Here is a 24,574-nt window from a genome sequence, read left to right as displayed (position 1 = left end):
GACTTCCCCCTTGCGCACGTCGTCAACGAGGCCGTAGACGACGTGCGCAAGGGGGAAGTCCTCACCCAGCCAAATCTCAAAAAGACCCGCTGGCTTTGGCTCAAGAACGATTGCAACCTCAAAATGAAGCAGAAAGAAAAGCTGCAGGAATTGCTCAAAGACCAGAACCTCAAGACGGCGCAGGCCTACCAGTTCCGCCTGACCTTTCAGGACATCTTCACGATCAAGAATCGCCACCAGGGGGCTACCCTCTTGAAAGCCTGGTTGGAAAACGCCAGAACCAGCGATCTGCCGCCTATCGTCAGGGTCGCCTACACCATCATGAATCACTGGGATGGCGTGCTCCGATGGTTCGAGAGCCAGATCACCAATGGAATTCTGGAAGGTTTCAACAGCCTCATTCAATCCGCCAAGGCCAAGGCTCGGGGTTACCGCACGCACAAGAACTTTATCAACATGGCCTACCTGATCCTGGGCAAGCTGGATCTCAGGCTACCCACTTGAAATGACGAGGAACCCTAAAAGTTATATATCTATCTTAATTTAATAAGATTTTCCAGGCGTATGAACCATAAATAAACGGTCAAATAAGACTTGCACCTGATTGCGGACAAGCAGGAATCGGCGCCCAGATGGTCCACGCTCAAAAATGTCAATTTTTGTATAATGCTTTGAGTATATCCATCGGTTAAAGATAAATTGTCAGGGCACAGCGTGGCAATTCGTGATGCGGAAGTGACTAACAAATGCCATGGGTTGGCTGTCCTGCCACGTGCTGCAACGGGTTTGCAGGCATAGAAGTTTTCCGGGAAGATCATAAAAAGACATAATTAGACTATTTTATAGAATTACTAGAGTATGCTTATATACTAATGTGGTTAGTCGCTCACTGATCCTCGCCTTCTTACGGGTTCAGTGCGTTTCATGCAATGACGAGGGGTTAATCCATGGCACATGTAGTCATTTTGGGCGCGGGGACCGGTGGAATGCCCGCAGTTTATGAAATGCGAGAAGCGCTGAGTGCTGAGCATCAGGTGACGCTTATCAGCGCAGACGATTATTTTCAGTTTGTGCCTTCTAATCCCTGGGTAGGGGTGGGATGGCGAACCCGCGAAAAGATCACTTTCCCGATCCGGCCTCATGTCGAGCGTAAGGGCATTCGTTTTATTGCACAGACCGCTGAAAAGATTGAGGCGCAACAGCAGGAAATTATTTTGGCGGATGGCAGCAAGGTGTCTTACGACTATCTGATCATTACCACGGGACCGTGGATGGCCTTTGAGAATGTGCCGGGTTCCCATCCCCATGAAGGACCTATTCAGTCTATTTGCACCGTGGATCATGCCGAAAAGGCTTATCAGAGCTATCAGGCATTACTGGCGGATCCTGGGCCTATTGTGATGGGCGTGATGGCCGGGGCCAGTTGCATGGGTCCGGCGTATGAGTATGCCATGATTGTCGCTGCAGACCTCAAGAAACGCGGCCTGCGGGATAAAATTCCGTCTTTTAGTTTTGTGACCAGTGAACCTTATATCGGTCATCTGGGTATTCAGGGGGTCGGGGACTCCACCGGAATTCTCAGCAGAGGCCTGGAGGCTGAAGGCGTTGATGTCTATATCAACTGTAGAGTCGACGAGGTGAAAGATGGAAAAATGTTTATCACTCAAGTCAATGAGGAGGGAGCAACGCTCAAGACGTTCACCCTGCCGGTCAAGTTTGGTATGATGATTCCCGCCTTTAAGGGGGTTCCAGCGGTTGCTCAAGTGGAAGGTCTCTGCAATGAGAGCGGCTTTGTTCTGGTCGATGAGCACCAACGTAGTCTGAAATATCCCCATATTTTTGCTGCGGGCATTGCCATTGCGATTCCACCCGTGGAAAAAACACCGATCCCGACGGGTGCCCCCAAAACAGGCTACATGATTGAATCCATGGTGACCGCTGCCGTTCACAATATTCAGGCGGACATTGAAGGTCGCAAAGGTGAGCAAACACGGGGCACCTGGAATGCGGTCTGTTTTGCGGATATGGGTACCTACGGTGCCGCGTTTGTGGCCCTGCCCCAATTACGTCCTCGCAGAGTGGATATGTTTGCCTCTGGTCGCTGGGTACACCTGGCCAAGGTGGCGTTTGAGAAGTATTTCCTCCACAAAATGAAAAGTGGGGTTTCAGAGCCCTTTTATGAAAAATACATGTTTCAGATGATGGGTATTACGCGTCTTGAGAAGGAAAAGAAGGCAGATCGCAAGGTTTCCTGATCGGTCCTTGCTGCGCATTGGTGAGGGCGGAAGCGGGAGATTGGAGAGGGTGACGTCTGGAAACCTCCATCCATGGTTCACTGCGCGCGTTTTGGCTTGTTGCCGGTTGGCAGACGCGTGAAACCAGCCTTTAAAAGGGCTGGTTTCGGGGTGGAAGTGTGGGTATTTCAGGCTGCACGGACAACCGCCAGATCTCTCAGATCCTGATTGTTCCAAAAAGCGTGACGAATGGCTTCATCGGACACGTCGGCAAAGCAGTATCCGTCTTCTTCCAAGGCATAGACTAAGGCCACCATTTCAAATTCCATTTCCATTTCAGCATCCATGATGATTACCTCCATTAGTAAATCAGGAATATCCAACATACAAAAATATTATGGCAATGTAAATACCATAAAATCATAATATAATAAAATGGTGTCAGGTTTTGCTCTGAATCCCGTTTTCGGGCGGCATCGAATCCTGGACCTTGATATAATCCAGCCCACCGTCCATAGAGAACTCCCGTGATTCACAGAACCTTCCGCAGCAACAAGGTGCGTCAGCATGAGGCCCTTGATTTTGAATGTCCGCAAGGTCTGTTCAGGCACGAGCCATTTGTCGGCAATCCGCCTTCTCTATAAAGATTTTTCAGCACTACGCCCCGTGCACACTTATCCCCCAGGAGGAGTTTATGGATTCTGCCCCAACGTCCGCATTCATGGATGGTTGCTGGACGAATATCGAAAAACAGTTCGTCGTACGAAGCCCAAGCAATCAGCAAGCGGTTATTGAAGTTTCCGATTGTGGGTTGCCCGAGGCTGAACAGGCTCTCCAGGCTACGACCCGTGCTTTTAGCACTTGGAGCCGAACGACTGCTTACCAACGCTCGGATATTCTGCGCCGATGGGCAGAGCGCATTCAGGATCAGGCGGAAAATCTGGCACAACGCATCACTTGGGAAATGGGCAAGCCGATCCGTCAGAGTCGTTCTGAAATCCACACCGCAGTCACCCTGGCGCGCTGGTATGGCGAAGAATGCAAACGCATCACCGGCGAAAGCCTCCCCTCCCAATTTCCGGACAAGCGCTTACAGATCTGGAAAGTGCCGGTTGGCCCGGTATTCGCCATTACGCCGTGGAACAGTCCGGTCTCTATGGTCGTTCGTAAAATAGCGCCGGCTTTGGCAGCGGGCTGTACGGTCATCCTCAAACCCGATGAGCAAACGCCAACCTGCGCATTAAGACTTGCCGAACTCTGGGCTGAGGCGGAGGGGCCGGCTGGCACTCTACAGGTACTTCCTAGCTCTGATCCTGCGCCTCTGGCGGAACGGATGATGGCGGACCCACGTATAGCCAAGTTGAGTTTTACGGGCTCCACTTCCGTGGGGCAGAAACTTTATGCGCAGGGATCGTCGACCATCAAACGGCTTTCGCTGGAGTTGGGTGGACATGCTCCGGTGCTTGTTTTTGCCGATGCGGACATCGACGCAGCAGTGGCCATGACCATCCAAGCCAAATTTCGCTATGCCGGTCAGTCCTGTGTTGCCGCCAACCGCTTGTATGTGGAGGATGCGATCCTGCCGGCGTTTACGGCGCGCTACCTGGAAGCGATAAGTCACCTCAAGGTCGGAGACCCTTTTGCCGAGGACACGGACATCGGACCGCTGGTTTCCGAAGCCGCTGTCCAGAAGTTTAAAGCGCAATTGCAGGACGCTCTGGACCGGGGTGCCAGGCTCCTCTGCGGAGGGGATACACAAGGCTTGTGCTGCTCCCCTACCCTCCTCGCCGACCTCGATCCGCAGAGCCGCATATTCCACGAAGAGAGCTTCAGCCCCCTGATGCCCATACAGGAATTTCGTAGTGAAGCAGAAGCAGTTGCCCGCGCCAATGACACCCCCTATGGCTTGGCTGCTTATCTATGGACCCGAGATCTGGGCCGTGCATACCGCATCGCGGAGGCGCTGCAATGCGGCATTGTCGGTATCAATGACGGGGCTCCCGCTACCCCACAAGCGCCTTTCGGCGGTAGTAAGCTCTCCGGACTGGGTACCGAGGGCGGTAAATGGGGACTGGAGGAATATTTGCAGCTGCGTTATGTGTCTCTTCGGTTACCGGAAGAACCATCTCCTTCCATATAATGCTTTGGAAGCGTGCCCAAGCCTTGTACACGCTGGATAAGTCGGCGCTTAATGCTCCGTGAGGTAGAGCAGCGATGTGTCTATATATTAAATCAGCTTAACTCACTGTCCGTAACTCATGCGCTGCTGGAGCCACTGGTAATTCAGCACGTTGGATTTGCGACCGGAGACGTTCTTGACATGACATGCGTTGACCGACAGCACGGTGAATCCGCGTGATTCCAGCAGTTCGAAGAGCGGTATCCAGTACACGCCCGTTGATTCCATCGCGACGGTGTCCACATCGCAGTCTTGAGCCAATCGGCCAAGGCCTCCAGATCTTCCGTGAAACTGGCAAACTCCCGTACCGGCTCGTCATCACGATCCGCAGGCACCGCGACATAGTGGGAGGCACTGCCTATGTCTATACCCGCTGCGTTGGATGCATGATCTTCGACCTCCCGGGATTTGCCTGGTTTAATGTTGATTTTGGGATTACGTTGGGCCATCACATACTCCATAACTCGGAAGTTGGAATGGGGCACTGCTTCGGGTACGTCGCCTTGCCCACTCTCTCAAACGGAATACCCGTTCGGTGGTTATATACCATCCACTGGGTTTATCAATGCCGATACGTCACCCAGGACCACGCTCATGTGCGGGCGCATGATGAAGCATTGTCTCCTCCGCTTTGTGCACGCCCCACTCCTACTTTGCTATAAGTCGATTACTACGCTCCTTTCATATTGAACAAGGTGTTGCCTTGGCAAAGAAAATATTGTGGAGCACAATGATCAAGTATATAAACAGATGTTAATGTTTATTCGCAATAGCTGGCCATCCGGCCAAGGAGTGCAGCGATGAGCGACAACAGCACGCAGCAAGGAGTAGCGGGGCACGGGGCTTTTTTCCAGGACACGAACTTATCGGCCAACGAAGCAGAAACGGCCACAGCATGGGTACGCAGTCATGTAGACCGTCGCACCATGGACCTGGGCGAGCGTATGGACGACATTCGCGAGCACATGTGGGCACTGGAAAAAGAAGGTGAAATCATTGTTCACCGCATTACCGATGAACATAAGCCCGTAAATGTGAATACTCTGTATGGTTGGAATAAGCGCGTTCCGACCAACAATCTGTGGCATCACAAGAGCTGCGGTCAGTGTGGCAACATTCCCGGCTATCCCACCAGCCTGCTCTGGTTCATGAACCACTTTGGCACGGATTATCTGGACGAAACTGACCAGACCTCCTGCACCGCCTGGAACTACCACGGCTCTGGCATCGGCAATGTTGAATCCCTCGCCGCCGTCTTCCTGCGCAACTTCCATCAGGCCTATGTCTCCGGCAAGCAGCACGGCTATGAAAACGGCCACTTCTTCCCGCTGGTCCACTGCGGCACCTCCTTCGGCAACTACAAGGAAATCCGCAAGTATTTGATTGAATCTGCCGAACTGCGCGAAAAGGTCAAGAAGATCCTCGGCAAGCTCGGTCGTCTGGTCGATGGCAAGATTGTCATTCCCGAAGAAGTCGTGCACTACAGTGAATGGTTGCATGTCATGCGCAACCGCATTGCCAGCGAACTGCAGACCATCGACATGAGCAACATCCGGGTGACCACCCATGCGGCCTGTCACTACTACAAGATGGTGGCGGAAGACGCCATTTACGACAACAGCATTCTCGGTGGCAACCGCACGGCCGTTGGCACCTCGGTCGCGCAGGCGCTGGGAGCCCAGGTCATCGACTACTCCACTTGGTATGACTGCTGTGGCTTTGGCTTCCGGCACATCATCTCCGAGCGCGAATTCACCCGCAGCTTCACCATGAATCGCAAGATCAAGGTCGCCCGGGAAGAAGCCAACGCCGACGTCATGATTGGCATCGACACCGGCTGTATCACCACCATGGACAAGAACCAGTGGATCGGCAAGGCCCATGACATGAACTACAGCATCCCGATCATTGCAGACGTGCAGCTGGCCGCCCTGGCCTGTGGCGCTGATCCCTTCAAGATCGTCCAGCTCCAGTGGCATGCTTCACCCTGTGAAGATCTGGTGGAAAAAATGGGCATCAGCTGGGACAAGGCCAAAGCCGACTTCCAGGAATACCTCAAACAGGTCGAGCAGGGAAATGTGGAATACCTCTACAACCCCGAACTCGCCACTAACCAACATATCAACATGAAAGCGGGCGCTTAAAAAATTCTCGCTCATCGGTATTCACAGGATGTACGGGCAATAGCAGATTGCTTTGTGCATTTAGACTTTGGCGTGATGAATTAGGGTTTAGGAGCAGCTATGGCTATTCATGAAAAAACACTGATCGATCCAGATCGGATTTTACAGCACGACCATCTGGTAGTGGACGGAGTGGATGTTTCAGGGTCCTGGAACACGATGATTACTCCTCGTACACTCACCGACTATGATGAAAATTTCGAAAAAATCATTCAGAGCTACAGCGGTGGCGAGAATGTACATCGTTGTTGGCAGTGCGGTTCCTGCACCAACTCCTGCACCATGTACGCCCAGAACGTGGACTTCAATCCCCGTTACTGGATTTATCTGATTCGTCTGGGCCTGAAGGCCGAGTTGATGAAAGATAAAGACATCATCTGGCAGTGCGTGTCCTGTAACAAGTGCACCAACATTTGCCCCAAGGACGTGCGTCCTGAAGGCGTCATGAAAGCCACCGCACACTGGATGGAAGATAATGGGCTGACCCCCAAGACCCTTTCCACCCACTTTGACGAAGAATTCACCCATCAGTGTATTGAGTTTGGTCGCATTGAAGATACCGAAGTCATGATGGGTTTTTACAAGCGTTCCAATCAGCCTCTGGTTCAGGACTGGATAATTGAATTCGGAAAGCGGCTGTCCAAGGGTTTGCCTTTGGGGCAGTTGGCGAAAATGGGCTTGAATTTTGTTTTCCGTCCGAAAACCAAGTCCTGGGGCAAGACCGGAGAAGTACTCGCAGAATACGTGAAAGCACAGAAGGAGGCCGCTCATCATGGCTAAGGTTGCATATTATCCGGGTTGTGCGCTGGAAGGTTCCGGCGGCCCCTACGACAAGTCCACGCGCGTTCTGGTCAAGGAACTTGGCCTGCAGATGGAAAACCTCGAAGACTACAACTGTTGCGGCGCCATGGAGGTGAAGAATATCCACCCCATGCTGCAGACCTACATGTCCGCACGCAATCTGGCCATTGCCAGCAAATTGCAGGGTTGTGATACGGTGATGGCCCCTTGCAACGGTTGTTACCGCAATCTGAAGCAGACGGAATATGAATGTGCCACTTCCGAAGAGACCATGAAGACGGTTCAGGATCTGGCCGACAAATCCGGCGATCCGGTATACGACGGTGATGTACGGACGTTGCATGCTCTGGAATGGTTCATGGAAGAAGTCGGTCCTGATGGCATCAAGAGCAAGGTCAAGAAAAGTCTGAACGGTCTGAAAATAGCCAATTATTATGGCTGTATGTACACCCGTCCCCGGCAGATTTTTCCGGAAAAAGATCAGGGTCCCGGCTCTGAATCCAGCTATGCCCCGCATTTTATGGACGACCTGCTCAATGCAGCGGGTGCCGTAGCCGTAGACTTTCCCTTGAAAACCGCTTGCTGTGGTGGTGCGCATACGCTTTCTGATTCGGATACCTCCACGCAGTTGGTGTTGAACATCCTCCAGGCAGCCGAAGATGCCGGTGCTGAAGTTATTGCGACGGAATGTCCGACCTGTCACTCCGGGCTGGAAATGCACCAGGTCCGTGCGGAGACGGAATTCGGTATCAAATCCAACGTCAAGGTCATTTACTTCACCCAGTTGTTAGGGTTGGCTATGGGCCTGTCTGCGCGCAAGGTCGGCATTCCCGACAACGTCAGCGATTCCATGGACCTGCTTGCGGCCAAAGGTATCGTATAACAAGGTTGGGAAGCGCCCCGTAATGGGGCGCTTTTTGCCTGCTGAGTCGACAGGAAGACTGAACCAGTGTTCTGCACTGGTGGTTGAACAGGCTCAATGTATTGAGCATAAGCGAGGAGCAAGTAGATGGCGACTTACGCTGAAATGAAAGAGATGTTTGACGAAATCCGTGCGGATTTTCGTTATGACCACGAACTCAATGGCTGTTTGAATTGTGGCATTTGTACGGCTACCTGCCCGTCGGCGCAGTTCTACGATTATAGTCCCCGTGAAATTGTCCAGTTGCTCTGGACCGAAAACGTGGAACAGATTTATGACGCCATGCAGGAAAAAATCTGGGCCTGTGCTCAGTGCATGACCTGTGCAGCACGTTGTCCTTTCAAGAATTCTCCCGGTGGACTGGTCATGATCATGCGCGAAGTCTCCATTCGCCATGGTATGCAATCGGCCAAAGATGTGTTGCGCCCCTTTGGTCGCGTAATGCTCAAACTGATTACCACGGGTAACCAGCTTTCTCCTGACATGATCCAGCCCGATCATTTCCCGGACTGGGGCCCCAATATTCAGAAGGTTGAAGGAGATTTGCGGATTCTACGCAAAGCAATCCCGGTTCGCACGCTGCAAACGGTAGAAACGGCCTGGGAGGTTTCCCTGAAAACTTCCGTAGAAATGTACACCATCTGGGAAATGACGGGTGTGCTGAAGTCTCTGGAAACCATGGATGAAAACCTCTTTGATGTGATTGAGGATTTCATTGATGAAAAACGGGAAGATTATGAAGATTGGCTCGAAAGCCAGGAAAGCTGACGGATTAAGGAGATTATGGTTTTCAATGCCCGCATCGCGGGCACGATCAAACCCTGTCACTGACCGGCAATATGGCGCCACCGATGTGCGGCGTAATGGCGCCATTTCAAAGTGCCTGAAATGGGGTCTCGAACGGTGTTAAGAATGGGTGTTTTTGACTCCTTTCGCAATGGTGTTTTTTGGGGATTCCGGGAGCGGTTGTGGGGCGCGAAAACTATCGCCTTCCAGGATCAGTCGATAGGCGCCGTGGCGCAGCCGATCCAGGGTGGCCACTCCGAGCATGCGGTTGGCCGGGAAGACGTCTCCCCATTCGGCGAAGACGAGATTGCTGGTCAGCATGGTGGAGACGCGCTCATAGCGTTCGGCGATGAGGTCGTGGAAATCCTCGTCATGGGGCGGGCGCATGGGTTTGAGGCCGAAGTCGTCGATGATCAGTAGCGTCACTTTGGCGAGTTGGCGGAAGCGCCGGTCAAAGCCACCGGTGGCCCGCGCTGCATGCAGGGAGCCCACCAGATCACCTTGGGTGATAAAGAGCACGTCCACCCCCTGGCGGATGGCACAATGCCCCAGCGCCTGGGCGAGATGGCTCTTGCCGGTGCCACAGGGCCGCTTGATGGGCTAGTAAATACCCTCCACCGAATCCGGGGCGGTTCAAATAGCCATTGGCCGCTTACGCGGATAAGCGCGGCCTGTCACAAAAAAGGATCCATGCAACGGTGTAGCCTGACCAGATTGTTCGGCATCGCGGGGGTAACTACAAAAACATAACCCCGCGCGCCGTGGTCAAATCAAAACCGCACAGACACGATGTAAGCCCAAAGTCTGGGTACAACAAATCGGTCGAAACAATGCAAAAAACGAGCGGGGTTTTGTGGGTAGACATATTGAGTGACCATTTGCCCGAACATATACCGGGAGCAGGCTGGCAGTATGGCCAACACCCCAGACAAGCCTAGAACCTATAAAAGTGCTGCCTTCATGAAAAGTAATCACATTGCAAAGATGCATCTGGATTGATACAGCAAAAGAGACTGCATTGGTATGGATAGAAGTCTATCCTCCTGATTTTACATGATAGCTCAACAATGCAAAAATGTGTCCATTAGGTATGGAGAGCGCTTCATGAAAACCTCAAAGGTTAAACAGCGAATTCTGGATTATCTGTCTGCTCGCCCAGATGAAAATGCCTTTATTCGTTCAGAGTTTAACGCGCTATCTAAATCCCGCTCTGGCGTGGATAAGGCCATCAGAGCACTGGTCGCTGAGGGTATGTTGGTACGTGGGGGATATGGGGTACTCGTGCGTGGGAAAGTAGGTACGCTTACCGGCGCCGTGATTCCGGCGGTTCCTGTAGATCAATTTAGTAGGGAGGTGCTGCGGAAGCTTGGCGTTTCTTATGGCCCTAATAGTGCCTTACGGGCATACAACGATGATCGAAGTACGCAAATCCCTGTCTGGCTGGCTTATGAAATCGGGGGTAGCCGTATCGTTCGAAAAATTTATTCTGGCAAAAGAATGGTGAACTATGAACGTCGTGGAAAATGGGTACCGATGTCTCGGTGAAAAAACGGCAGAAATGGTTTCCAGCATTGTTGAGGAACACCTCGTCCTGCTTCCAAAGGACATGATCGAGAAAGACATTCTGGTAGCTGACGCCGTTCGTGCCATTTGCGCGGCTGGCAAGGCCCGTGATGCACAAATTATCTTTGGTGGCGGCACTTCCCTCTCCCAAGCACAACAGGTCATCCAGCGCATGTCCGAAGATGCCGATTTTCGGATTGTGTTGCCACCGGACGTCACCAGCCAGAACCAGCGTCGCAAATTTCTATCCGCCATAAAGATTGATATTCACAACGCCATGGAACAAGCGGGATTCCCCCTGGAAGGGGAACTCAAGAGCAGGAACGGGAATGCTTACATCATGGGCAATTTCGGATATGCCTCGGTGTTCGCGCGCTCAGATGCGTTACGACCACAGATTAAGCTGGAAATCACCGCTTTTGAGCCTGTAGCCAACGTCGAATTAAAGCCCTTACGAACGATTCTGGATCGCGTGCTGAATAGTCCGATAGAGGCTCTGCTACCCATGGTTCCGGTTGTCAGCATTGAAGATACCTTGTCCGACAAGGTAGTGGGTTATTTGCGTCGCACGGCAGCGGACAGGGCTGGATGTGGTCGTGGTGACTACGATGATCGGCTCGTACGGCACCTGTATGATGTCCACTGCATTCTGCAGGCCAAGGGTGATCTCTCCGGCGTAGTGGCTCCTTTATTTGCGGGTACTGTTGAACGAGACCGGGAAACCTACGGCAACCAGTTCCCCGCATTCAAAGATCATCCGTATGCGGTGCTTCAAGATGAAATCACCCATCTGGCAGACGCAGACATCCGCGCACGGTATGAGCGATTTTGCCAGATCATGATTTATGGAAACATTCCTGCCTTTGATGCTGTGGTGGAGAGCTTCCAATCTTTTGCGGATAAGCTTCTGATGCGGGTGCCTAGACAGGAGATGAGCACGGGAGCGCAAAAAATTTTAATGTAGGACAGATTTTTTGTTTTTTCTTTTGTGTTAGGGACGGATGTCTGGTTATTAATATTAACGTTTTTCTCAGGGGACGGGATAATACCCATGCTGGTATCTGCGTCGGCAAATATCCCGGGACCAGGCCACGGTATCCCAGGTCTTCTCCAGAGGGAGGCGCAAAATGCGTGAGGGGGGCCGCTGGCGACCGCCCCAACGTATTTCAATGACCTCCTCATCGGGAAACAGCGTGGGCACGACCTGAATCAGATACCAGCGACCGTCGGTGGCGCGTTCCCAGGCACAGATCCCCTGCCGACGTTCCAGAATCGCAGACAGGTGCTGCACCGCCCTCTCCCAGGGTTGGGCAATAGCCTTAGTCGGGGTGTCCATGTTCCGTGTCCACCGGTTCTGCTGGTTGCGATGGGTCGTGCGCGATCAGGGCGGGTTTTTTGTCGTGCAACAGAAAATCCGTAAATTTCGAGAGGTATCCGTCCGATTCGAGCCAGGCTGCTACATCTGCATAACTGGGGTACTTGTCCCCATTCAGCCCGGAATACGCCGCAACATGCTTTTTCAGGGAGAGCACGGCCAGTTCCATCAAAGCTGTATCGCGCTCGCCTTTGTTGCGGTAAGCCCGATTTATCCCCAGTTGAACTTCCAGCAGATCCAGCTCGATTGCGGGATCATCGAAGAAATCTGCACAAACCCGTCTGGTTGGCCTTCCAATCTGCATAGCGGTTATCCATGGCAATCATACGATGATTCGATATTATGCCGGTTTTTTGTAAATGCAAGCACATATATAGAATAAGCGTTTTGTTTTTTGCGCTGTTCTTGGTAGCATTGAGACATTCTTAGATAGAATAATGTATACTATTATCCGATCTACAGTCACAATAAACTCTTGGAGACCCGATGATACCCATAGATTCTCTCGTCGCAGACTTTGAAAACTGGCTGAAAAGTCCATTTTTTGAGATTCCCTACGCGCAGACCTCCATCAAGGGATATACGGTGAAATCCCGTCAGTTCCTCCATCATGCCGAGGAAAGCGGCATAGAACAGATAGAAGCGGTTTCCTTGTCTTTCGTGAAAAACTGGATTGTTCAATCTAAAAACGGCATCGCACCGGTTTCTACACAGATGGTCCGATACTCCGCCCTCATGCTGTTTTTTGACTGGCTGCAAAAAACGCGGGACTTTCCCTTTAATCCAGCCAGAGTGCTCCGTGAGGAAAAAGTCCGGCAACGCGCTGAACGGGCCCTCACGGGGGGCCAGGGCGGTCGCGGGGGACGCGGTGGTGCCAAACCCCATCGTCTGCCTCCCGTCCTCGATCATGCGGAGATCGACCAGCTCTGCACCGAAGCCAAGCGGTTTGAAACCATTGCCGGCTATCGGGATGCGGCGCTGGTCGATTTTTTACTGTCCACAGGATTGCGTGCCCATGAAGCGGCGAGCTTCAGGCTTGATGCCCTGAACGGTTATCTCTCCGGACGCCTGCGCGTCATCGGTAAAGGTAACAAGGAAAGATTGGTGCGCTTCCCTCCCCCGCCCGCCGAGTCTATGGAACTTTGGCTCACCGCCAGGCACCGGCTTCCGTCTGCAGCGGACACCCTGTTTCTGACTGATCAGGGGAAGCCCTTAAGCGCTGCTTTTATGTACCTGGTGATCCGGCGCCTCATTGAGCGCACCGCGATTCATAAGCCGCAGGTCGGACCCCATCTGTTGCGGCACACCGCCGCCAGTCTGTGGCTTGCACAGGGTATGGATTTGCGCCAGGTACAGGCCAACATGGGGCATAGTAGTATCGTGGTGACCAGCCGATATCTGCATTTGCTGGAGTGAGGAGCGTATTTACCCGATGATTACGGCGGCAGGTACCAAGCTCTTGCAGTGGCTACTATTCCAGGCCTATATCCATCGCTACATCAAAGTCTTCATGCGCAAATGCGCCTCTCCATCGCTCCACCTCCGCTTTGGGAATGCCCGCTTTTTTCGCTTCTTCCGCCCAGTTTGCAATCGCCTGTGCGATCTGTCGCACCGCCGCGCGGGCGTTGGCTTCTTTCCATAAAAAATCGCCAGCAGCCGCCCATATCGACGTGAAATCCATCGTGGTTGTCCCGTCGACCCGTAGGGTGGTGCCATGCGTGGTCCGGTCGTGAGACGGCGGCGAAGGATTGATATCAAAAGCGGGAGACAGGCGGAATCCTGCCGCTGGCGACCAGAGCACGCCATGATTCCGCAGGTGGTCGTCTACGTTGCTGACCAATACTGAAAAAGCCATGCGGCGCCATAGCTCCCGCACATCTTCTGCGGGAGCTGCCAGTTCGCGTAACGATTCCGCTATTTCTTCATAAGATCGCGTATCGCCATCGCGTGCGCCGAGGAGGGTCATGGCGGACGCATAATGTATGCGGTGCCCAATGGCGTCCCGATCGAATCGCCGCGTTAAAAAAACGCTCGTATTGCCCGCCAAATGAAGCAGCCGATAATCGGGGACGTGAATACCGCTTTGTCTGGCCAAGTGAACGGACAGGTATTCCCAATGAGAACGGTAGCGGTCTTCCGCGTGAACGCCGGGAAATTTGGCGATCCATAAGGATCCTTCTTTATCCATAACGGCGGCTTTAGGATGGGCACCGCCCAACGAGGCTCCCGGTCGCAACAGCAACCGGATATCCTCCATCTCCCGGTCGTTATTGCCTGCGTCCAACCTTTGCGCCGCAGCGACCAGCCTCGGCAGCTCAGTCAATGGCGGAACGCGAACCCGAGATTCGGCTGCCAAAAAAGGACCATTGCCAACACGGAACCGCAAAGCACCCATGCGTAAGCCGTCATCCACACGCAACAGATAATCTGACGTGAATAGCGGTCGTTTTGACGGGTCTCCTTTGCGCATCAACAGCCGACCCCATCGATCTGGTGCGGCATCAGAGAACACACCAAAAAGCGACGGAGAATGATATACGCCGGGGAGTAGCGGTAACTCAGGATCGATGGGAAACCCGATCTGACTGGTCAACCATGCGTTGTCGTATTCGAACGATGTGCTTTCATGGCCACCCCGATAATGGCACCAGAATCTACCTAACAGGTGAGGATTTCCTGCAACATCCATGAAAACGTGCACTGCATCTTCGTGTTTCACGCTAACATCCTGGATTACTGCGCCTTGAAGACGATTTTTCTCGCCCGTCTCCGCCGCTGCTCTGCCTCTAGGGCAAGACCAATACCATCTTTCGTCTCATCCGCTAGTTGCATCATGCGATCATTCAACCCCAGAAGCCATAAGGTCAGCGTCAATGTACCCATGCCCACCCCGGGATCTCCGTTTTCCAGCCGCAATATGGTTCCGGGGGATACCCCTGCGCGCTCGGCGAGTTGGGCCACCGTGATATTTCTGCGCAAGCGCGCGGTACGCAAATCCTCCCCCAGTTTTTTGAGAGATTTGCGCACCTTGGGCGGCAAGGCGTTTTTGGCTAATGGCTTCACCCTGTTTATTATCCATCTATAGAATAATGTTGCGCATAAAGTACCATAAATGGATGATTAACGACAAATTCATGAAAAACGGTGATGCCGCTTATCCATGCTCCGCATCGCTATTTTTGGGTTGAGTAGGGGCCCTGTGGAAGAACCTGTATCTAGCATCCTACGTCCTGACAGATAAAAGCTGCTGGCCCGGCTTCGGTGTCGTATCTATTTGGCGATACGCCGCATGTTTCAAATATCGTATGTTGTGTGTTACTTGATAATCATGGATTGGAGAATTGTGAAGAGTGAATATTCCTTTGTGGCAGTGAATGGCCTGACTATTCCCGACACCGTACGGTTCCTGCTGAAAGTCATCTTAATAAATATTAAATATCACAATACCTGGCGGCAAACTTAATTGAGATATCCATGCTATCAGATGAGCAACCAACTCTAATTCTATTCCAGCGACGAGAATTACCATGGGCCATGCCCAACTACGTATGCCGTCTCGCAATGACTTCTCAAATGCTAAAATGATATTACGCCACATGATTATCCACACAATAATATAGTTTCAATTTTCCTAGAGGATATTCTATATACCAGGCTATAGCAATAAACTTCGCCACCAGATAAGAAACAATAATAAATCCTGGTATCCACCAAAACAAGAAAATTAAAAGCCCGTTTATTAACCAGGCCATCCAAGATATGGCTATAAAGACAATTATCGCTTCTATTGTTTTAAGTGACCTTTTCTTCTTTGATCCAGAGAAGCAGAAATAATAACTTTCTCCGTCAATATTTATTTTTCTTTTCCATACCTGAATTTTTAATATGAATATGCTGAACAAAGAAAAAAATATAATAATAAGTGGCGCATCTACAAAGAAATCTAGCAATACCCCCCAAAAATTACTTGGGTTTAATATGGTAGAATATATGTCATACCCATCCAGAAGATAGAAAATGATAGTTAAAAAAACTGCGAACAATGTTTGTCGCCATGTCATTCTCCACCACAATGAAGTTGCCAGCTGCACATTGGATAGCGGCTTATTTCTTATGTCTGTTACCATTTTTTCCTCGACATGCTTTTCTCTGAGGTGAGAACTAGGGTAATATACCATGAACGTTAAGTTGATAGAATGTACTATCACCTAGATGGCACACTGATGCAACAGGTCTTGCCAAATACGGTATTAGATTTCCTGCGCCTGAATGCTTAATCTTGAAGCGGGATGGAAAATCACTACATCATTATCAAGACGCTGACAACAAGTTGATCTATCCTAGTCTTCTGTGTGTATGATAAGGATGGTGGGAATACATCTCCGAGAGCGTTGATAACTAATAAAATATGCTGCATAATTATATATCTGATCGGCTAGTATTTATTAAATATTAAGACGCACGGAGTGAGGAGTGCTGATTATGGAATGGGCTCCATGATTACTTGAGATAGAAAAAATAGTTTCTCAAAATAAACACATAGATTTATTATTAGAAATGGAAAGATGATCTATTTTTCGTGCGTTAAACAGATTGACTTTCAGCCTACCTGTTCCTACCTCCAAGCGGTTATCCCTTTTCTATTCGAGTAACTTGCGCTAGTGGGAAGGTCTCTGGATTCGGTTGCCCCGCAGCATGAAAATACACCTGACCATGAGGGTCGGCCTGTATCCGGTTATTAATGCTTCCTAAAGACCGCCCGACCAATGTGTATAACAACGCCCAGTATTTATTGTATTGCCAGTCTATTCGATAGTAATGCCCACGCTGCAGAGACTTCGGAAGACAACGGGCTCCCCAGGCATCCGCCCAAATGAAATCACCCGTCACCTCTCGTCCTCCATGAAGCACTAGTCGATCCCAGGTCGGAAGATTGTCTAGCGTTTTTTCCAAAGCGGCATGCAGCGGCTCAGGAAAGGTCTCACATAAACCCTGCCCTATCTGATCCGCCTGTTCTCGCTCTAATACCACACGAGCGAGCTGCAGTATGATTTTGTCGAGTGTTCGCATACCGACCTTTGCGGAAAATCGCCTGACGGCATCCATGGTCACAATCTCTGGCATTCGGGCAACCGTCCCGGCAAGAGAGAGATTGGCATTGGTAAAGAATACATAATTACGTAGGTGTGCATCTGTTACTGGAATACCCTGCTGAGAAAGATAACTTTTCAGACTGCGAACTTTCAGAGCATTGGTTGCTACAACGTTAGCGCATGGCTTGGGTCCCGGATCATAGCGTCGTTGCCGAATCCATACGTCAGGATTCTTTGCGTCTGATTCTAGACGACCCGACCAGTTTTTGATTTCGATCACGTGGATATGACGTGGGGTGAGCAATATCAGATCAATTTCGGTGCGTTTGCCGGGAAGTAAAGGATGCCCCGGCTGTATATTGGGAATGCGTTTGTTGACGTATAGATAAGAGCCTTTAAGTGATCGGTGTCTCTGCAGGGTTTTCAGCACAGCCCGTTCTCCTTCATCACCCGCTAGCTTGATGGTATCTTCGGGTATAGGTTTTACGCCGGACAGCACTCGCCATTGAGCGAACCGTTCCGATATGGATAACGTCGAGCGAGCCGGAACGTCCTCCGGACGTGGCCAGATGTAGGTGGCCGGTGCACTGGCTACTGCGCGCAGGGCGCTGGACTTCCAAGGTTTGATAAATGGCAGCTCTCGATGAAAAAATTTTTGCATGCCCCATTCTGCCGAAACATACACACCAGACAGAACGAAATAGATTTGTATGATTGGCCCGAGAACCGATAGAACAATAAGCAGGCCTATCCAGCACAAGACAAACCAGAAGCTGTTGACCGACCATGAAAACTGATCTTGCAGGTCTTGCATGTGATGCTTACGAAAATGAAAAACGCCGACTAAACTCAACACCGCCAGACACAACATGCCTGCTGCTGGCACATTATCCGCACTTTGCCCTATGTGTGAGAAAAATCTTAGGCCATGCAGAAGTAGATAAATGCCGAGAAGGGCTGCCCATATCCTTGTAAATATATTGAAGTTAATTAAACGATACGTCTTACGCATTTTCTGTAACCATAGCTATCCCAACATATATGCGGCTGGAGCACGAGGATTATTAGAGCAAAAACACCCTTCCCGCAATGAATTAAACAACGAAACCAGTTACTACGTTTCGCAATAAATAGGGGAACCTTGTGATTCCTGTTGAGAATATCTTATTTGAAACAGGCTTTCATAGGAAATATAATCACTTATTGACCTTACAGGTCGGTTACGGTTTATTTGCCCCCCCAATTGCCCTGGCAAACGCAAGGAATCCGGTAAGGCATCCCGAATCGATCCTGGTAGCCCCCGATTGATCGTCTGCGTCAATAATGCAAGCGGGCCGTCTTTCCACCATGTCGGCATGCTCTACCTGTCCGCGATCACGGTAGCCGAGCTACGTGCGGGTGTCGCGCTGATGCCGGTCGGAAAGCGCCGGATCAGCCTGCATGAGAACCTGGAAAAGCGCCTGCTGCCAATGAGGGGTATTCTCCCCAGTGATCCTGAACCAACCGCACGGCCCGTTCACGCACTTCTACAGAAAATTTGTTCATCTTGTTGTGAGTCTTCGTCGTCATCGTATTGGCTCCATTCTGTCATGTTGTAGAGCCTCCATAGAACCCGGGGCGGTTCAACCCGTACTTTTCGCGGTATTACCCACCCTTTTGCGGTATCTTTCTCCGTATGAACCCCGCTGCTTCGCAAAAGCCTCCGGTAACTCCCCTCCTGCAATTCATCTTGCATGATGGCCAACGGGTGGGTTTTGTTCTGCAGTACGATCCCGATCATCTTGCGGTGATCCGGGCTATTTTTCAGGAGCATCGCGGGGTCTGGCGCAAGCCTTCCCGCGCCTGGGTCGTCCCTCAGGGCGCCGCCCGGGAGATAATGGCGGAACTCGCTGAAATGGATCCCGACCGGTTTCCGCTCCCCCGATCCGAGGCCTTCCTCGAAAAAGCGACCCAGAACCCCCGTGCGTTTGTGGCCCCGCAGCTGGATGTGCAGATACAGCCTTTGACTGATGGGCGCCAGGCCGTGCGTTTTGCCTACGACCCCGTCCTGGTCACGCTGCTGCGCAACATGCGGGGTCATTGGCATAAACCCTGGTGGGTGGTGGATTCTCCTCTGGAGAAACTGCAGGACCGCCTGGAACGTCTGGGTGCGATCCCGCGCCCTTACATGACGATTCACAACGATCTCTGGGAGCTCCTTGAGAGCGGGACGTTGCAGCCCACGGGGCTGATCCACGTGGAAGAAGGCGACATCGAGCCGGAACACGGCGACGCAGCCGCTTTTGCGGGTTATCCGACAGAAGGCCCCGCCGTTCTGGTGCCGCTGATCACGCCACTGTCCTTGCTGGATGTGGATGCCGATCAGATCCGGTCCATGTCCGAGGCCTACGGACTCTATCCCTATCAGGCGGAAGGCCTGCACTTTCTGCTGGCTCGCAGTACCGCCCTTCTGGCCGATGACATGGGCCTGGGCAAAACCCGGCAGGCCCTGGTGGCGGCCCTGGCGGTGCTGGAGGCCCCTTCCGACACCAGCAACGGGGACAGTCCCCGCCGTGCGTTGATCGTCTGTCCGGCGAGCCTCAAACGCAACTGGGAAGCCGAACTAAAAGCCATAGGAATCCCCGACTGTGCCATTGCACGGGTGGAGTCCCTGGCCGCAGCCAGGGCTATCGACCAGTCCCCTTCCCTCGCTGCCGGCGTCACCGAACCTCCGGAGAATCATTCAGAAACCGCCTCAGAGACCGTACGCTTTGTTATCGTCAATTATGAGTTGCTCCGGGCATTGGATGGCCATTACACCGTCGCCATATTCGATGAAGCTCATTATCTCAAGGAACCCGGCGCCCGCCGCACGCAGGAAGCGTTTCGTCTGGCGCAACGGATTCCCCGCCGCTGGCTGCTGACCGCCACCCCGATGCTGAACCGGGAAGAAGAGCTTTGGACCCTGCTGCGTTTGGGTGGGCACCCCATGGGGGCTTTATCGCTGTCGGCTTTTCGGTCGCTGTATGCCGGAGAGGCTGAACAACGCGCCCTATTGGGTACCCGTATTCAGGAATGGATGCTCCGCCGGCAAAAGCATGAAGTGCTGACCCTGCCGGGTAAATATCATCAGACCCTATCCGTAAACCCTGAACCCGATTGGGTAGCCGCTTATGCGGAGATCCGCGATAACGAGCAACTGCGCGCCATCGAAAAAATTGGCCGGATGCGTATCCTGTTGGAGCGCGGCAAGCGCGAAGTCGTGCTGGATGTGCTCGATAATCTCCAGGAAACGGCCAAGGCGCTGATCTTTTGCCAGTACCGGGAAACGGTACACTGGTTTGCTGAACAATTGGGCGATAGTTCCGTCACGCTGACGGGTGCGCTGACCAACAAGGCCCGGGATCGGGCCGTGCACCGCTTCCAGCAGGATCCATCCGTACGCTGGTTGGTCGCGACCATTGATACGGCTGGCGTCGGGCTGAACCTGACGGCCGCCACCTACGTGTTTTTTGTATCGCGGCCCTGGACCCCGGCAGCGCAGGATCAAGCGGAGGACCGCGCCTACCGGATTGGGCAAAATCGGCGGGTGGAGATTTATTTGCCCCTCATCGCGGAGACCATCGATAGCGACATCGCTGCCCTGCTGGAGGCCAAACGGGCCGTCAGTGAGGGGGTATTGGGGGAAATGCTTACGCGAAATAGTAGGTTAGATTAAGGCATCTTCTTGTTTTAATGAAATTAAGTCCGACATCATTGAACCCAGGTTGTGTTCGATTGATCATGCTGGTTGCCCAATTGATGGTTTTTCACGTGGTTTAATGGTCTAGCGTTTCAACCTACTTCTTACCCCCCTACTCCAGCATACAGATTGAATCTAATCTCTGACTGTATACAGCGGCGTCCGTTGCATTGTGTCTGGCTTATTCTCCACGAGTGCGGGCACGCCTCTCTTCAGAGGCAGCTACCTTAAAACTAACCTGCCCACACATTTATTTCATGAAATAATGCAAAAATGCAATAATGAAAGGATTAAATAATGAAAACAATTGCTGTCACGTCACAAAAGGGTGGGAGTAGCAAAACAACGCTTGCCGCGCATCTTTCTGTCGAAGCTGAGCGAACCGGTGGTGGAGACGTATGGCTAGTTGACACAGACAGACAACTTTTGAGCCAGTGACATTCTCGCTGAGGGGTAGAGGTGCATGGAAAGCCGGGTGTTCCTTTCATATGGTTTCCCATGAGCTTAAGAATTTGCCCGCACACTTATTTCATGAAATAATGCAAAAATGCAATCATGAAAGGATTAAATAATGAAAACAATTGCTGTCACGTCACAAAAGGGTGGGAGTGGCAAAACAACGCTTGCCGCGCATCTTTCTGTCGAAGCTGAGCGAACCGGTGGTGGAGACGTATGGCTAGTTGACACAGACAAGCAATCTACATTGAGCCAGTGGCATTCTCGCCGAGAGGCAGAGACGCCTGGAAAGCTGGAGGTTCCATTCGCACGGTTACCAATGGGCTTGCAAACCCTTGCTACACAGAATGCGGCATATTGTTTCATTGATACGCCGCCAACCATCTCGGAACAAAGCAAGACTGTTATTGAGCTTGCCGATCTTGTTCTAATACCCGTCAGAGCTTCTCCTGCAGATCTTTGGGCCGTGGCAGATACCGTAGAGATTGTTAAGCAAGCGAATAAGCCATTCTTATTTATTATCAATCAGGCGAAATCTCAAGCGACAATCACTGCACAAGCTGTAGCCGCTCTCTCGCAGCACGGCCGTGTTGCTGAAAAATTTATTGTGGACCGGGTGGCCTATGCTGTTGCAATGACCGGTGGGCGTACAGCGCAGGAAATTGCCCCAAAAGGTCCAGCAGCAGATGAAATACACGCCTTGTGGCTTATCATTATTTCATGTTTTAATGAAAAAAGTAAATCAGCAAGGAGAAATGCTAATGGCTAAGACTGCGACTATTGGTCTAACTGGTGCCGATTTAATACCAGCAAAAATTCGTTCCCAAAGCATCAGCTGCCAGCGTGGTGTAACCCCATCTTCAGAGCTTGTTCCGTTACAATTCAGGATGCCTCCCGAGTTTGTGCGTGCCTTTAAGCAAGCAGCCCTCGACCGAGGCTTGAAACTGAATGAATTGCTGAATTTATTATTTCAGGAATTCATGAAAGAAGAAAAGTAAGATGCCGGAAGGGCAGGAACATGATCGATAAGCCGACGCCAGCTAAAAAGTCTAGAAGTCGAAAGACTATTGTGCCAGTGCAGCCAGAAGCTTTCGCAAACCAACAACTCAGTTTGTTTCAGGGATTCTTGGCGAACGGTGAAAATGAGAGGGAGTTACTATCAAATGCTGTAGACCTTTGGGATAATATTCCTCGTTATTCTGTATCCCGCGCACGCATGAACAGCATGCGAACGGCAGATGGTTTTCTCGAAGAACTTGAACTTCCTTTCCAGTATCGTGGACGGAAATTTACTGCGGTAATCCACCCCGCACGTGTAACTGGTAAGAACGGTAAGCGACAGAGTTACTATCCAAGCGCGCGGGAGGAATTAATCGAGCACGCACTGAGGAAGATTTCCGCTGAACGGAAATCTGGTTTTTTTGACCGGCTCGACTATCGCTCAGGAGTCGTTTTTTCCCTACATGCTTTGCGTAGCGAGTTAGAGCGGCAAGGCCATAGTTTGCGGTATGACGAGATTATTGAAGCCTTAGACATCCTCTCCCTGAGTACCATTGACATAGTAGCGCTCAACGCGGATGGTGACGAAATTTGTACGCGGTCAAGCTATCTAGATCGGCTCACGGTGATTAGGCGAAAGGATTATGACGCTGATCGGAATTTGAAGTGCGCCGCGCAGTTTCATCCCCTTGTTACTCAGAGCATTGATCGCGTTACTTACCGCCAGTTTAACTATCAACGTATGATGAAATGCCGCAGTCAAATTGCCCGCTGGCTCTTGAATCAGCTTGTCTTGAAATATACTCAGGCAGCCATGTTGACTCCATTCGAGGTGTACTACAGCACGGTGAAGCGGGACAGCGCTCTGCTGAATGGGTACCGGCTCGAACGTCAAGCTGTTGCGGCTGTTGATGATGCGTGGCAAGAACTAAAGGAGTTGGGAGCCTTAAGTTCTATCAGCAAGAGCGAAAAGCGCGGCCAGCGCGGCAAACTTGATGACGTGATTTATAGTTTACTGCCAACCTACGAATTTATGGCAGAACAGAAGGCAGCTAATCGCCGTCAAGCAAACTCACCCAACCAGCAAAAAAAGCGTGACACTATATCGCTTGGCAGGGGGAATAGGTGACGGGTCGCGTTGATTGGCGGGGGGAATAGGTGACGCTTGGCAGGGGGAATAGGTGACGGGTCGCCAAAAGAGACTTCTGTAGCCCATTGTTCGCATCGCTTAGCAGGGGGAATAGGTGACGGGTCGTCCAAAAGACAGGGGGAATAGATGACGGATCCTCAAAAAAGCAGGGGGAATAGGTGACGGGTCGCCAAAAGGACAAATAAATGCTTCCGAATCTGTGGATAACCATCGAACTTTTGCCTTAAATTCATGCCTCGTTAGGGGGAATAGGTGACGGGTGGAAATCATAACACGCTAATTTTATGTAAAAAGCCCGCCATTTTTCAGCCCTTATCCTTTTTATCCTTTTAATTAACCTTTTATTATTCTTGGCTTCGCAAGCTTCGCCGCCGTCTCTTGGGGGCTTCGCCCCCGCCGACTCGAACCCACGCCTCTGGACGCTTCGCGTCCGCCTGCGTGTCCCTCCCGGCATCCCCCTTATTTTAATGAGCACCCACTTGCCGCCTACGGCGCCGGGCACAAACCTAACCCGGCGGGGACCCTGCTGGTCCCCCTGTCCGCGCCTACGGCTTGCCGGGTCGACCCCCTTCGGGGACTGCGTCCCCCACTGCTAATAGCAGCGGCTCCCCCTCTGGTTTTACAAAAGAGAGGGTGAATTTGGCTCAGGACATGATTTTGGTGGTTGAGTGATGGAAATGTACCGGAATAGGATTTACGTGGGTTCTGGGGCGGTTTCTGGGCCTCTAAAGCGGGATTCTTTGTCGACTTTTTGATCGGTTGTCAATTCATCGGTGGGCGATTCCTCTTGTGGTTGTTACAGTCACGGTTTATGCTCTGCTCCTGTAACCGTTTTGGGGGTTCTTAAAAATGGGCAAAAGCCCGGCTGAACGACAAAGAGACAAGCGGGAAAGGGATTATGCGTTGGTCTGGGGGGGAGGAGGTGATGAAACCCAGTTGTCCGATACCGCCTTACTGGAACAAATCGCTATTGCCTATCGCAAGGGACGAAACCTTCCCGGTGAGAACGTCATCCTGCGCGGATTGATTCAGGAACTGATGCAACGGGCGCGGCTGTTGTCAGAATGAACGCGCGGACCCCGCAAGCCCGCCATCCTCTGGCGGCTCAGGAT

General features: G+C 51.7%; 25 protein-coding genes and 1 pseudogene. 16 read left to right on the top strand and 10 right to left on the bottom strand.

Features of this window, described 5'->3' with window-relative positions; genetic code table 11:
* Both H7F11_RS15790 and H7F11_RS15785 read left to right on the top strand, forming a co-directional pair.
* Positions 1–504: transposase (locus H7F11_RS15790; protein WP_193658246.1), on the top strand; the 504-nt coding region annotated here is incomplete at its 5' end.
* 443 nt (positions 505–947) lie between these two features.
* Entirely contained in the window at positions 948–2,255 is a 1,308-nt protein-coding gene (locus H7F11_RS15785) for an NAD(P)/FAD-dependent oxidoreductase (RefSeq protein ID WP_075323983.1), read from the top strand.
* 167 nt (positions 2,256–2,422) lie between these two features.
* Here H7F11_RS15785 and H7F11_RS15780 read toward each other — a convergent pair whose 3' ends face one another.
* Positions 2,423–2,581: a hypothetical protein gene (locus H7F11_RS15780; RefSeq protein ID WP_169829331.1), complete on the bottom strand. Its 159-nt coding sequence runs from the start codon at positions 2,579–2,581 to the stop codon at positions 2,423–2,425.
* A gap of 347 nt (positions 2,582–2,928) precedes the next feature.
* On the opposite strand from H7F11_RS15780, the gene H7F11_RS15775 reads away from it, so the two are divergent.
* A complete protein-coding gene (locus tag H7F11_RS15775) occupies positions 2,929–4,374 on the top strand; it encodes an NAD-dependent succinate-semialdehyde dehydrogenase (RefSeq protein WP_075323982.1) in 1,446 nt (481 codons plus the stop codon).
* A 108-nt stretch (positions 4,375–4,482) separates the two neighbouring features.
* Here H7F11_RS15775 and H7F11_RS15770 read toward each other — a convergent pair.
* A pseudogene (locus tag H7F11_RS15770) lies at positions 4,483–4,835 on the bottom strand (IS110 family transposase); the annotation flags it as partial.
* 378 nt (positions 4,836–5,213) lie between these two features.
* Between H7F11_RS15770 and H7F11_RS15765 the strand changes: the two are divergent.
* The 4 genes from H7F11_RS15765 to H7F11_RS15750 all read left to right on the top strand — a co-directional run bounded on the left by H7F11_RS15765 (position 5,214) and on the right by H7F11_RS15750 (position 9,087).
* Positions 5,214–6,557: a heterodisulfide reductase-related iron-sulfur binding cluster gene (locus tag H7F11_RS15765; protein ID WP_193651281.1), complete on the top strand. Its 1,344-nt coding sequence runs from the start codon at positions 5,214–5,216 to the stop codon at positions 6,555–6,557.
* 99 nt (positions 6,558–6,656) lie between these two features.
* Complete coding sequence (locus tag H7F11_RS15760) at positions 6,657–7,376, top strand: 4Fe-4S dicluster domain-containing protein (RefSeq protein ID WP_075323209.1); 720 nt, start codon at positions 6,657–6,659, stop codon at positions 7,374–7,376.
* The gene (locus H7F11_RS15755) at positions 7,369–8,280 is read left to right on the top strand and encodes a CoB--CoM heterodisulfide reductase iron-sulfur subunit B family protein (protein WP_010637286.1); all 912 of its coding nucleotides are present in this window, start codon (positions 7,369–7,371) and stop codon (positions 8,278–8,280) included. The genes H7F11_RS15760 and H7F11_RS15755 overlap by 8 nt, the downstream gene beginning before the upstream one ends.
* 126 nt (positions 8,281–8,406) lie before the next feature.
* Complete coding sequence (locus H7F11_RS15750) at positions 8,407–9,087, top strand: 4Fe-4S dicluster domain-containing protein (RefSeq protein ID WP_215891439.1); 681 nt, start codon at positions 8,407–8,409, stop codon at positions 9,085–9,087.
* Positions 9,088–9,225: 138 nt separating this feature from the next.
* Here the strand turns inward: H7F11_RS15750 and H7F11_RS15745 are convergent, their stop codons facing one another.
* Entirely contained in the window at positions 9,226–9,702 is a 477-nt protein-coding gene (locus H7F11_RS15745; protein WP_278278530.1) for an ATP-binding protein, read from the bottom strand.
* 507 nt (positions 9,703–10,209) lie between these two features.
* Between H7F11_RS15745 and H7F11_RS15740 the strand changes: the two genes are divergently transcribed.
* Both H7F11_RS15740 and H7F11_RS15735 read left to right on the top strand, forming a co-directional pair.
* Positions 10,210–10,650 (top strand): hypothetical protein, encoded by a 441-nt coding sequence (locus H7F11_RS15740; protein WP_075323780.1) that lies wholly within the window; start codon positions 10,210–10,212, stop codon positions 10,648–10,650.
* Positions 10,613–11,632, top strand: a complete 1,020-nt coding sequence (locus H7F11_RS15735) for a nucleotidyl transferase AbiEii/AbiGii toxin family protein (RefSeq protein ID WP_075323781.1) — start codon at positions 10,613–10,615, stop codon at positions 11,630–11,632. Before H7F11_RS15740 ends, H7F11_RS15735 begins: the two co-directional genes overlap by 38 nt.
* A gap of 66 nt (positions 11,633–11,698) precedes the next feature.
* Here H7F11_RS15735 and H7F11_RS15730 read toward each other — a convergent pair whose 3' ends face one another.
* Both H7F11_RS15730 and H7F11_RS15725 read right to left on the bottom strand, forming a co-directional pair.
* On the bottom strand, positions 11,699–12,004 hold the full coding sequence (locus H7F11_RS15730; protein WP_075323782.1) for a hypothetical protein: 306 nt from the start codon (positions 12,002–12,004) through the stop codon (positions 11,699–11,701).
* Positions 11,988–12,347: a hypothetical protein gene (locus H7F11_RS15725; RefSeq protein ID WP_075323783.1), complete on the bottom strand. Its 360-nt coding sequence runs from the start codon at positions 12,345–12,347 to the stop codon at positions 11,988–11,990. The genes H7F11_RS15730 and H7F11_RS15725 overlap by 17 nt, the downstream gene beginning before the upstream one ends.
* Before the next feature lie 182 nt (positions 12,348–12,529).
* Here H7F11_RS15725 and H7F11_RS15720 point away from each other — a divergent pair, with 182 nt between their 5' ends.
* The gene (locus H7F11_RS15720; protein WP_075323784.1) at positions 12,530–13,459 is read left to right on the top strand and encodes a tyrosine-type recombinase/integrase; all 930 of its coding nucleotides are present in this window, start codon (positions 12,530–12,532) and stop codon (positions 13,457–13,459) included.
* Between the two features lie 55 nt (positions 13,460–13,514).
* Here H7F11_RS15720 and H7F11_RS15715 read toward each other — a convergent pair whose 3' ends face one another.
* From H7F11_RS15715 to H7F11_RS15695, 5 genes are all read right to left on the bottom strand, one after another.
* The gene (locus H7F11_RS15715; protein WP_077218484.1) at positions 13,515–14,762 is read right to left on the bottom strand and encodes a type II toxin-antitoxin system HipA family toxin; all 1,248 of its coding nucleotides are present in this window, start codon (positions 14,760–14,762) and stop codon (positions 13,515–13,517) included.
* 14 nt (positions 14,763–14,776) lie between these two features.
* Entirely contained in the window at positions 14,777–15,106 is a 330-nt protein-coding gene (locus H7F11_RS15710; protein WP_075323785.1) for a helix-turn-helix domain-containing protein, read from the bottom strand.
* A 524-nt stretch (positions 15,107–15,630) separates the two neighbouring features.
* Positions 15,631–16,170, bottom strand: a complete 540-nt coding sequence (locus tag H7F11_RS15705; protein ID WP_075323786.1) for a hypothetical protein — start codon at positions 16,168–16,170, stop codon at positions 15,631–15,633.
* Between the two features lie 502 nt (positions 16,171–16,672).
* Positions 16,673–18,148 carry a nuclease-related domain-containing protein gene (locus H7F11_RS15700; protein WP_077218485.1) on the bottom strand — a complete coding sequence of 492 codons (1,476 nt, stop codon included), beginning with the start codon at positions 18,146–18,148 and terminating at the stop codon, positions 16,673–16,675.
* A gap of 419 nt (positions 18,149–18,567) precedes the next feature.
* Positions 18,568–18,705 (bottom strand): hypothetical protein, encoded by a 138-nt coding sequence (locus tag H7F11_RS15695; RefSeq protein ID WP_157999018.1) that lies wholly within the window; start codon positions 18,703–18,705, stop codon positions 18,568–18,570.
* Positions 18,706–18,811: 106 nt separating this feature from the next.
* On the opposite strand from H7F11_RS15695, the gene H7F11_RS15690 reads away from it, so the two are divergent.
* The 6 genes from H7F11_RS15690 to H7F11_RS15665 all read left to right on the top strand — a co-directional run bounded on the left by H7F11_RS15690 (position 18,812) and on the right by H7F11_RS15665 (position 24,530).
* Positions 18,812–20,833 carry a DEAD/DEAH box helicase gene (locus H7F11_RS15690; protein ID WP_075323789.1) on the top strand — a complete coding sequence of 674 codons (2,022 nt, stop codon included), beginning with the start codon at positions 18,812–18,814 and terminating at the stop codon, positions 20,831–20,833.
* A 321-nt stretch (positions 20,834–21,154) separates the two neighbouring features.
* Positions 21,155–21,295: an AAA family ATPase gene (locus H7F11_RS15685; RefSeq protein ID WP_077218486.1), complete on the top strand. Its 141-nt coding sequence runs from the start codon at positions 21,155–21,157 to the stop codon at positions 21,293–21,295.
* A 133-nt stretch (positions 21,296–21,428) separates the two neighbouring features.
* The gene (locus tag H7F11_RS15680; RefSeq protein ID WP_075323790.1) at positions 21,429–22,082 is read left to right on the top strand and encodes a ParA family protein; all 654 of its coding nucleotides are present in this window, start codon (positions 21,429–21,431) and stop codon (positions 22,080–22,082) included.
* Positions 22,075–22,311, top strand: coding sequence for a hypothetical protein (locus tag H7F11_RS15675; RefSeq protein WP_075323791.1), 237 nt, complete (start codon positions 22,075–22,077; stop codon positions 22,309–22,311). The genes H7F11_RS15680 and H7F11_RS15675 overlap by 8 nt, the downstream gene beginning before the upstream one ends.
* Before the next feature lie 20 nt (positions 22,312–22,331).
* Entirely contained in the window at positions 22,332–23,441 is a 1,110-nt protein-coding gene (locus H7F11_RS17345) for a replication protein (protein WP_075323792.1), read from the top strand.
* Positions 23,442–24,311: 870 nt separating this feature from the next.
* Complete coding sequence (locus H7F11_RS15665; RefSeq protein ID WP_075323871.1) at positions 24,312–24,530, top strand: hypothetical protein; 219 nt, start codon at positions 24,312–24,314, stop codon at positions 24,528–24,530.
* Positions 24,531–24,574: the final 44 nt, after the last annotated feature.

Origin of the sequence: Acidithiobacillus sp. HP-2 (assembly GCF_015100155.1) — a bacterium.
Taxonomy (GTDB): Bacteria; Pseudomonadota; Gammaproteobacteria; order Acidithiobacillales; family Acidithiobacillaceae; genus Acidithiobacillus.
Note: the sequence above shows the minus strand (reverse complement) of the source record. Positions and strands in the feature narration are given on the sequence as shown.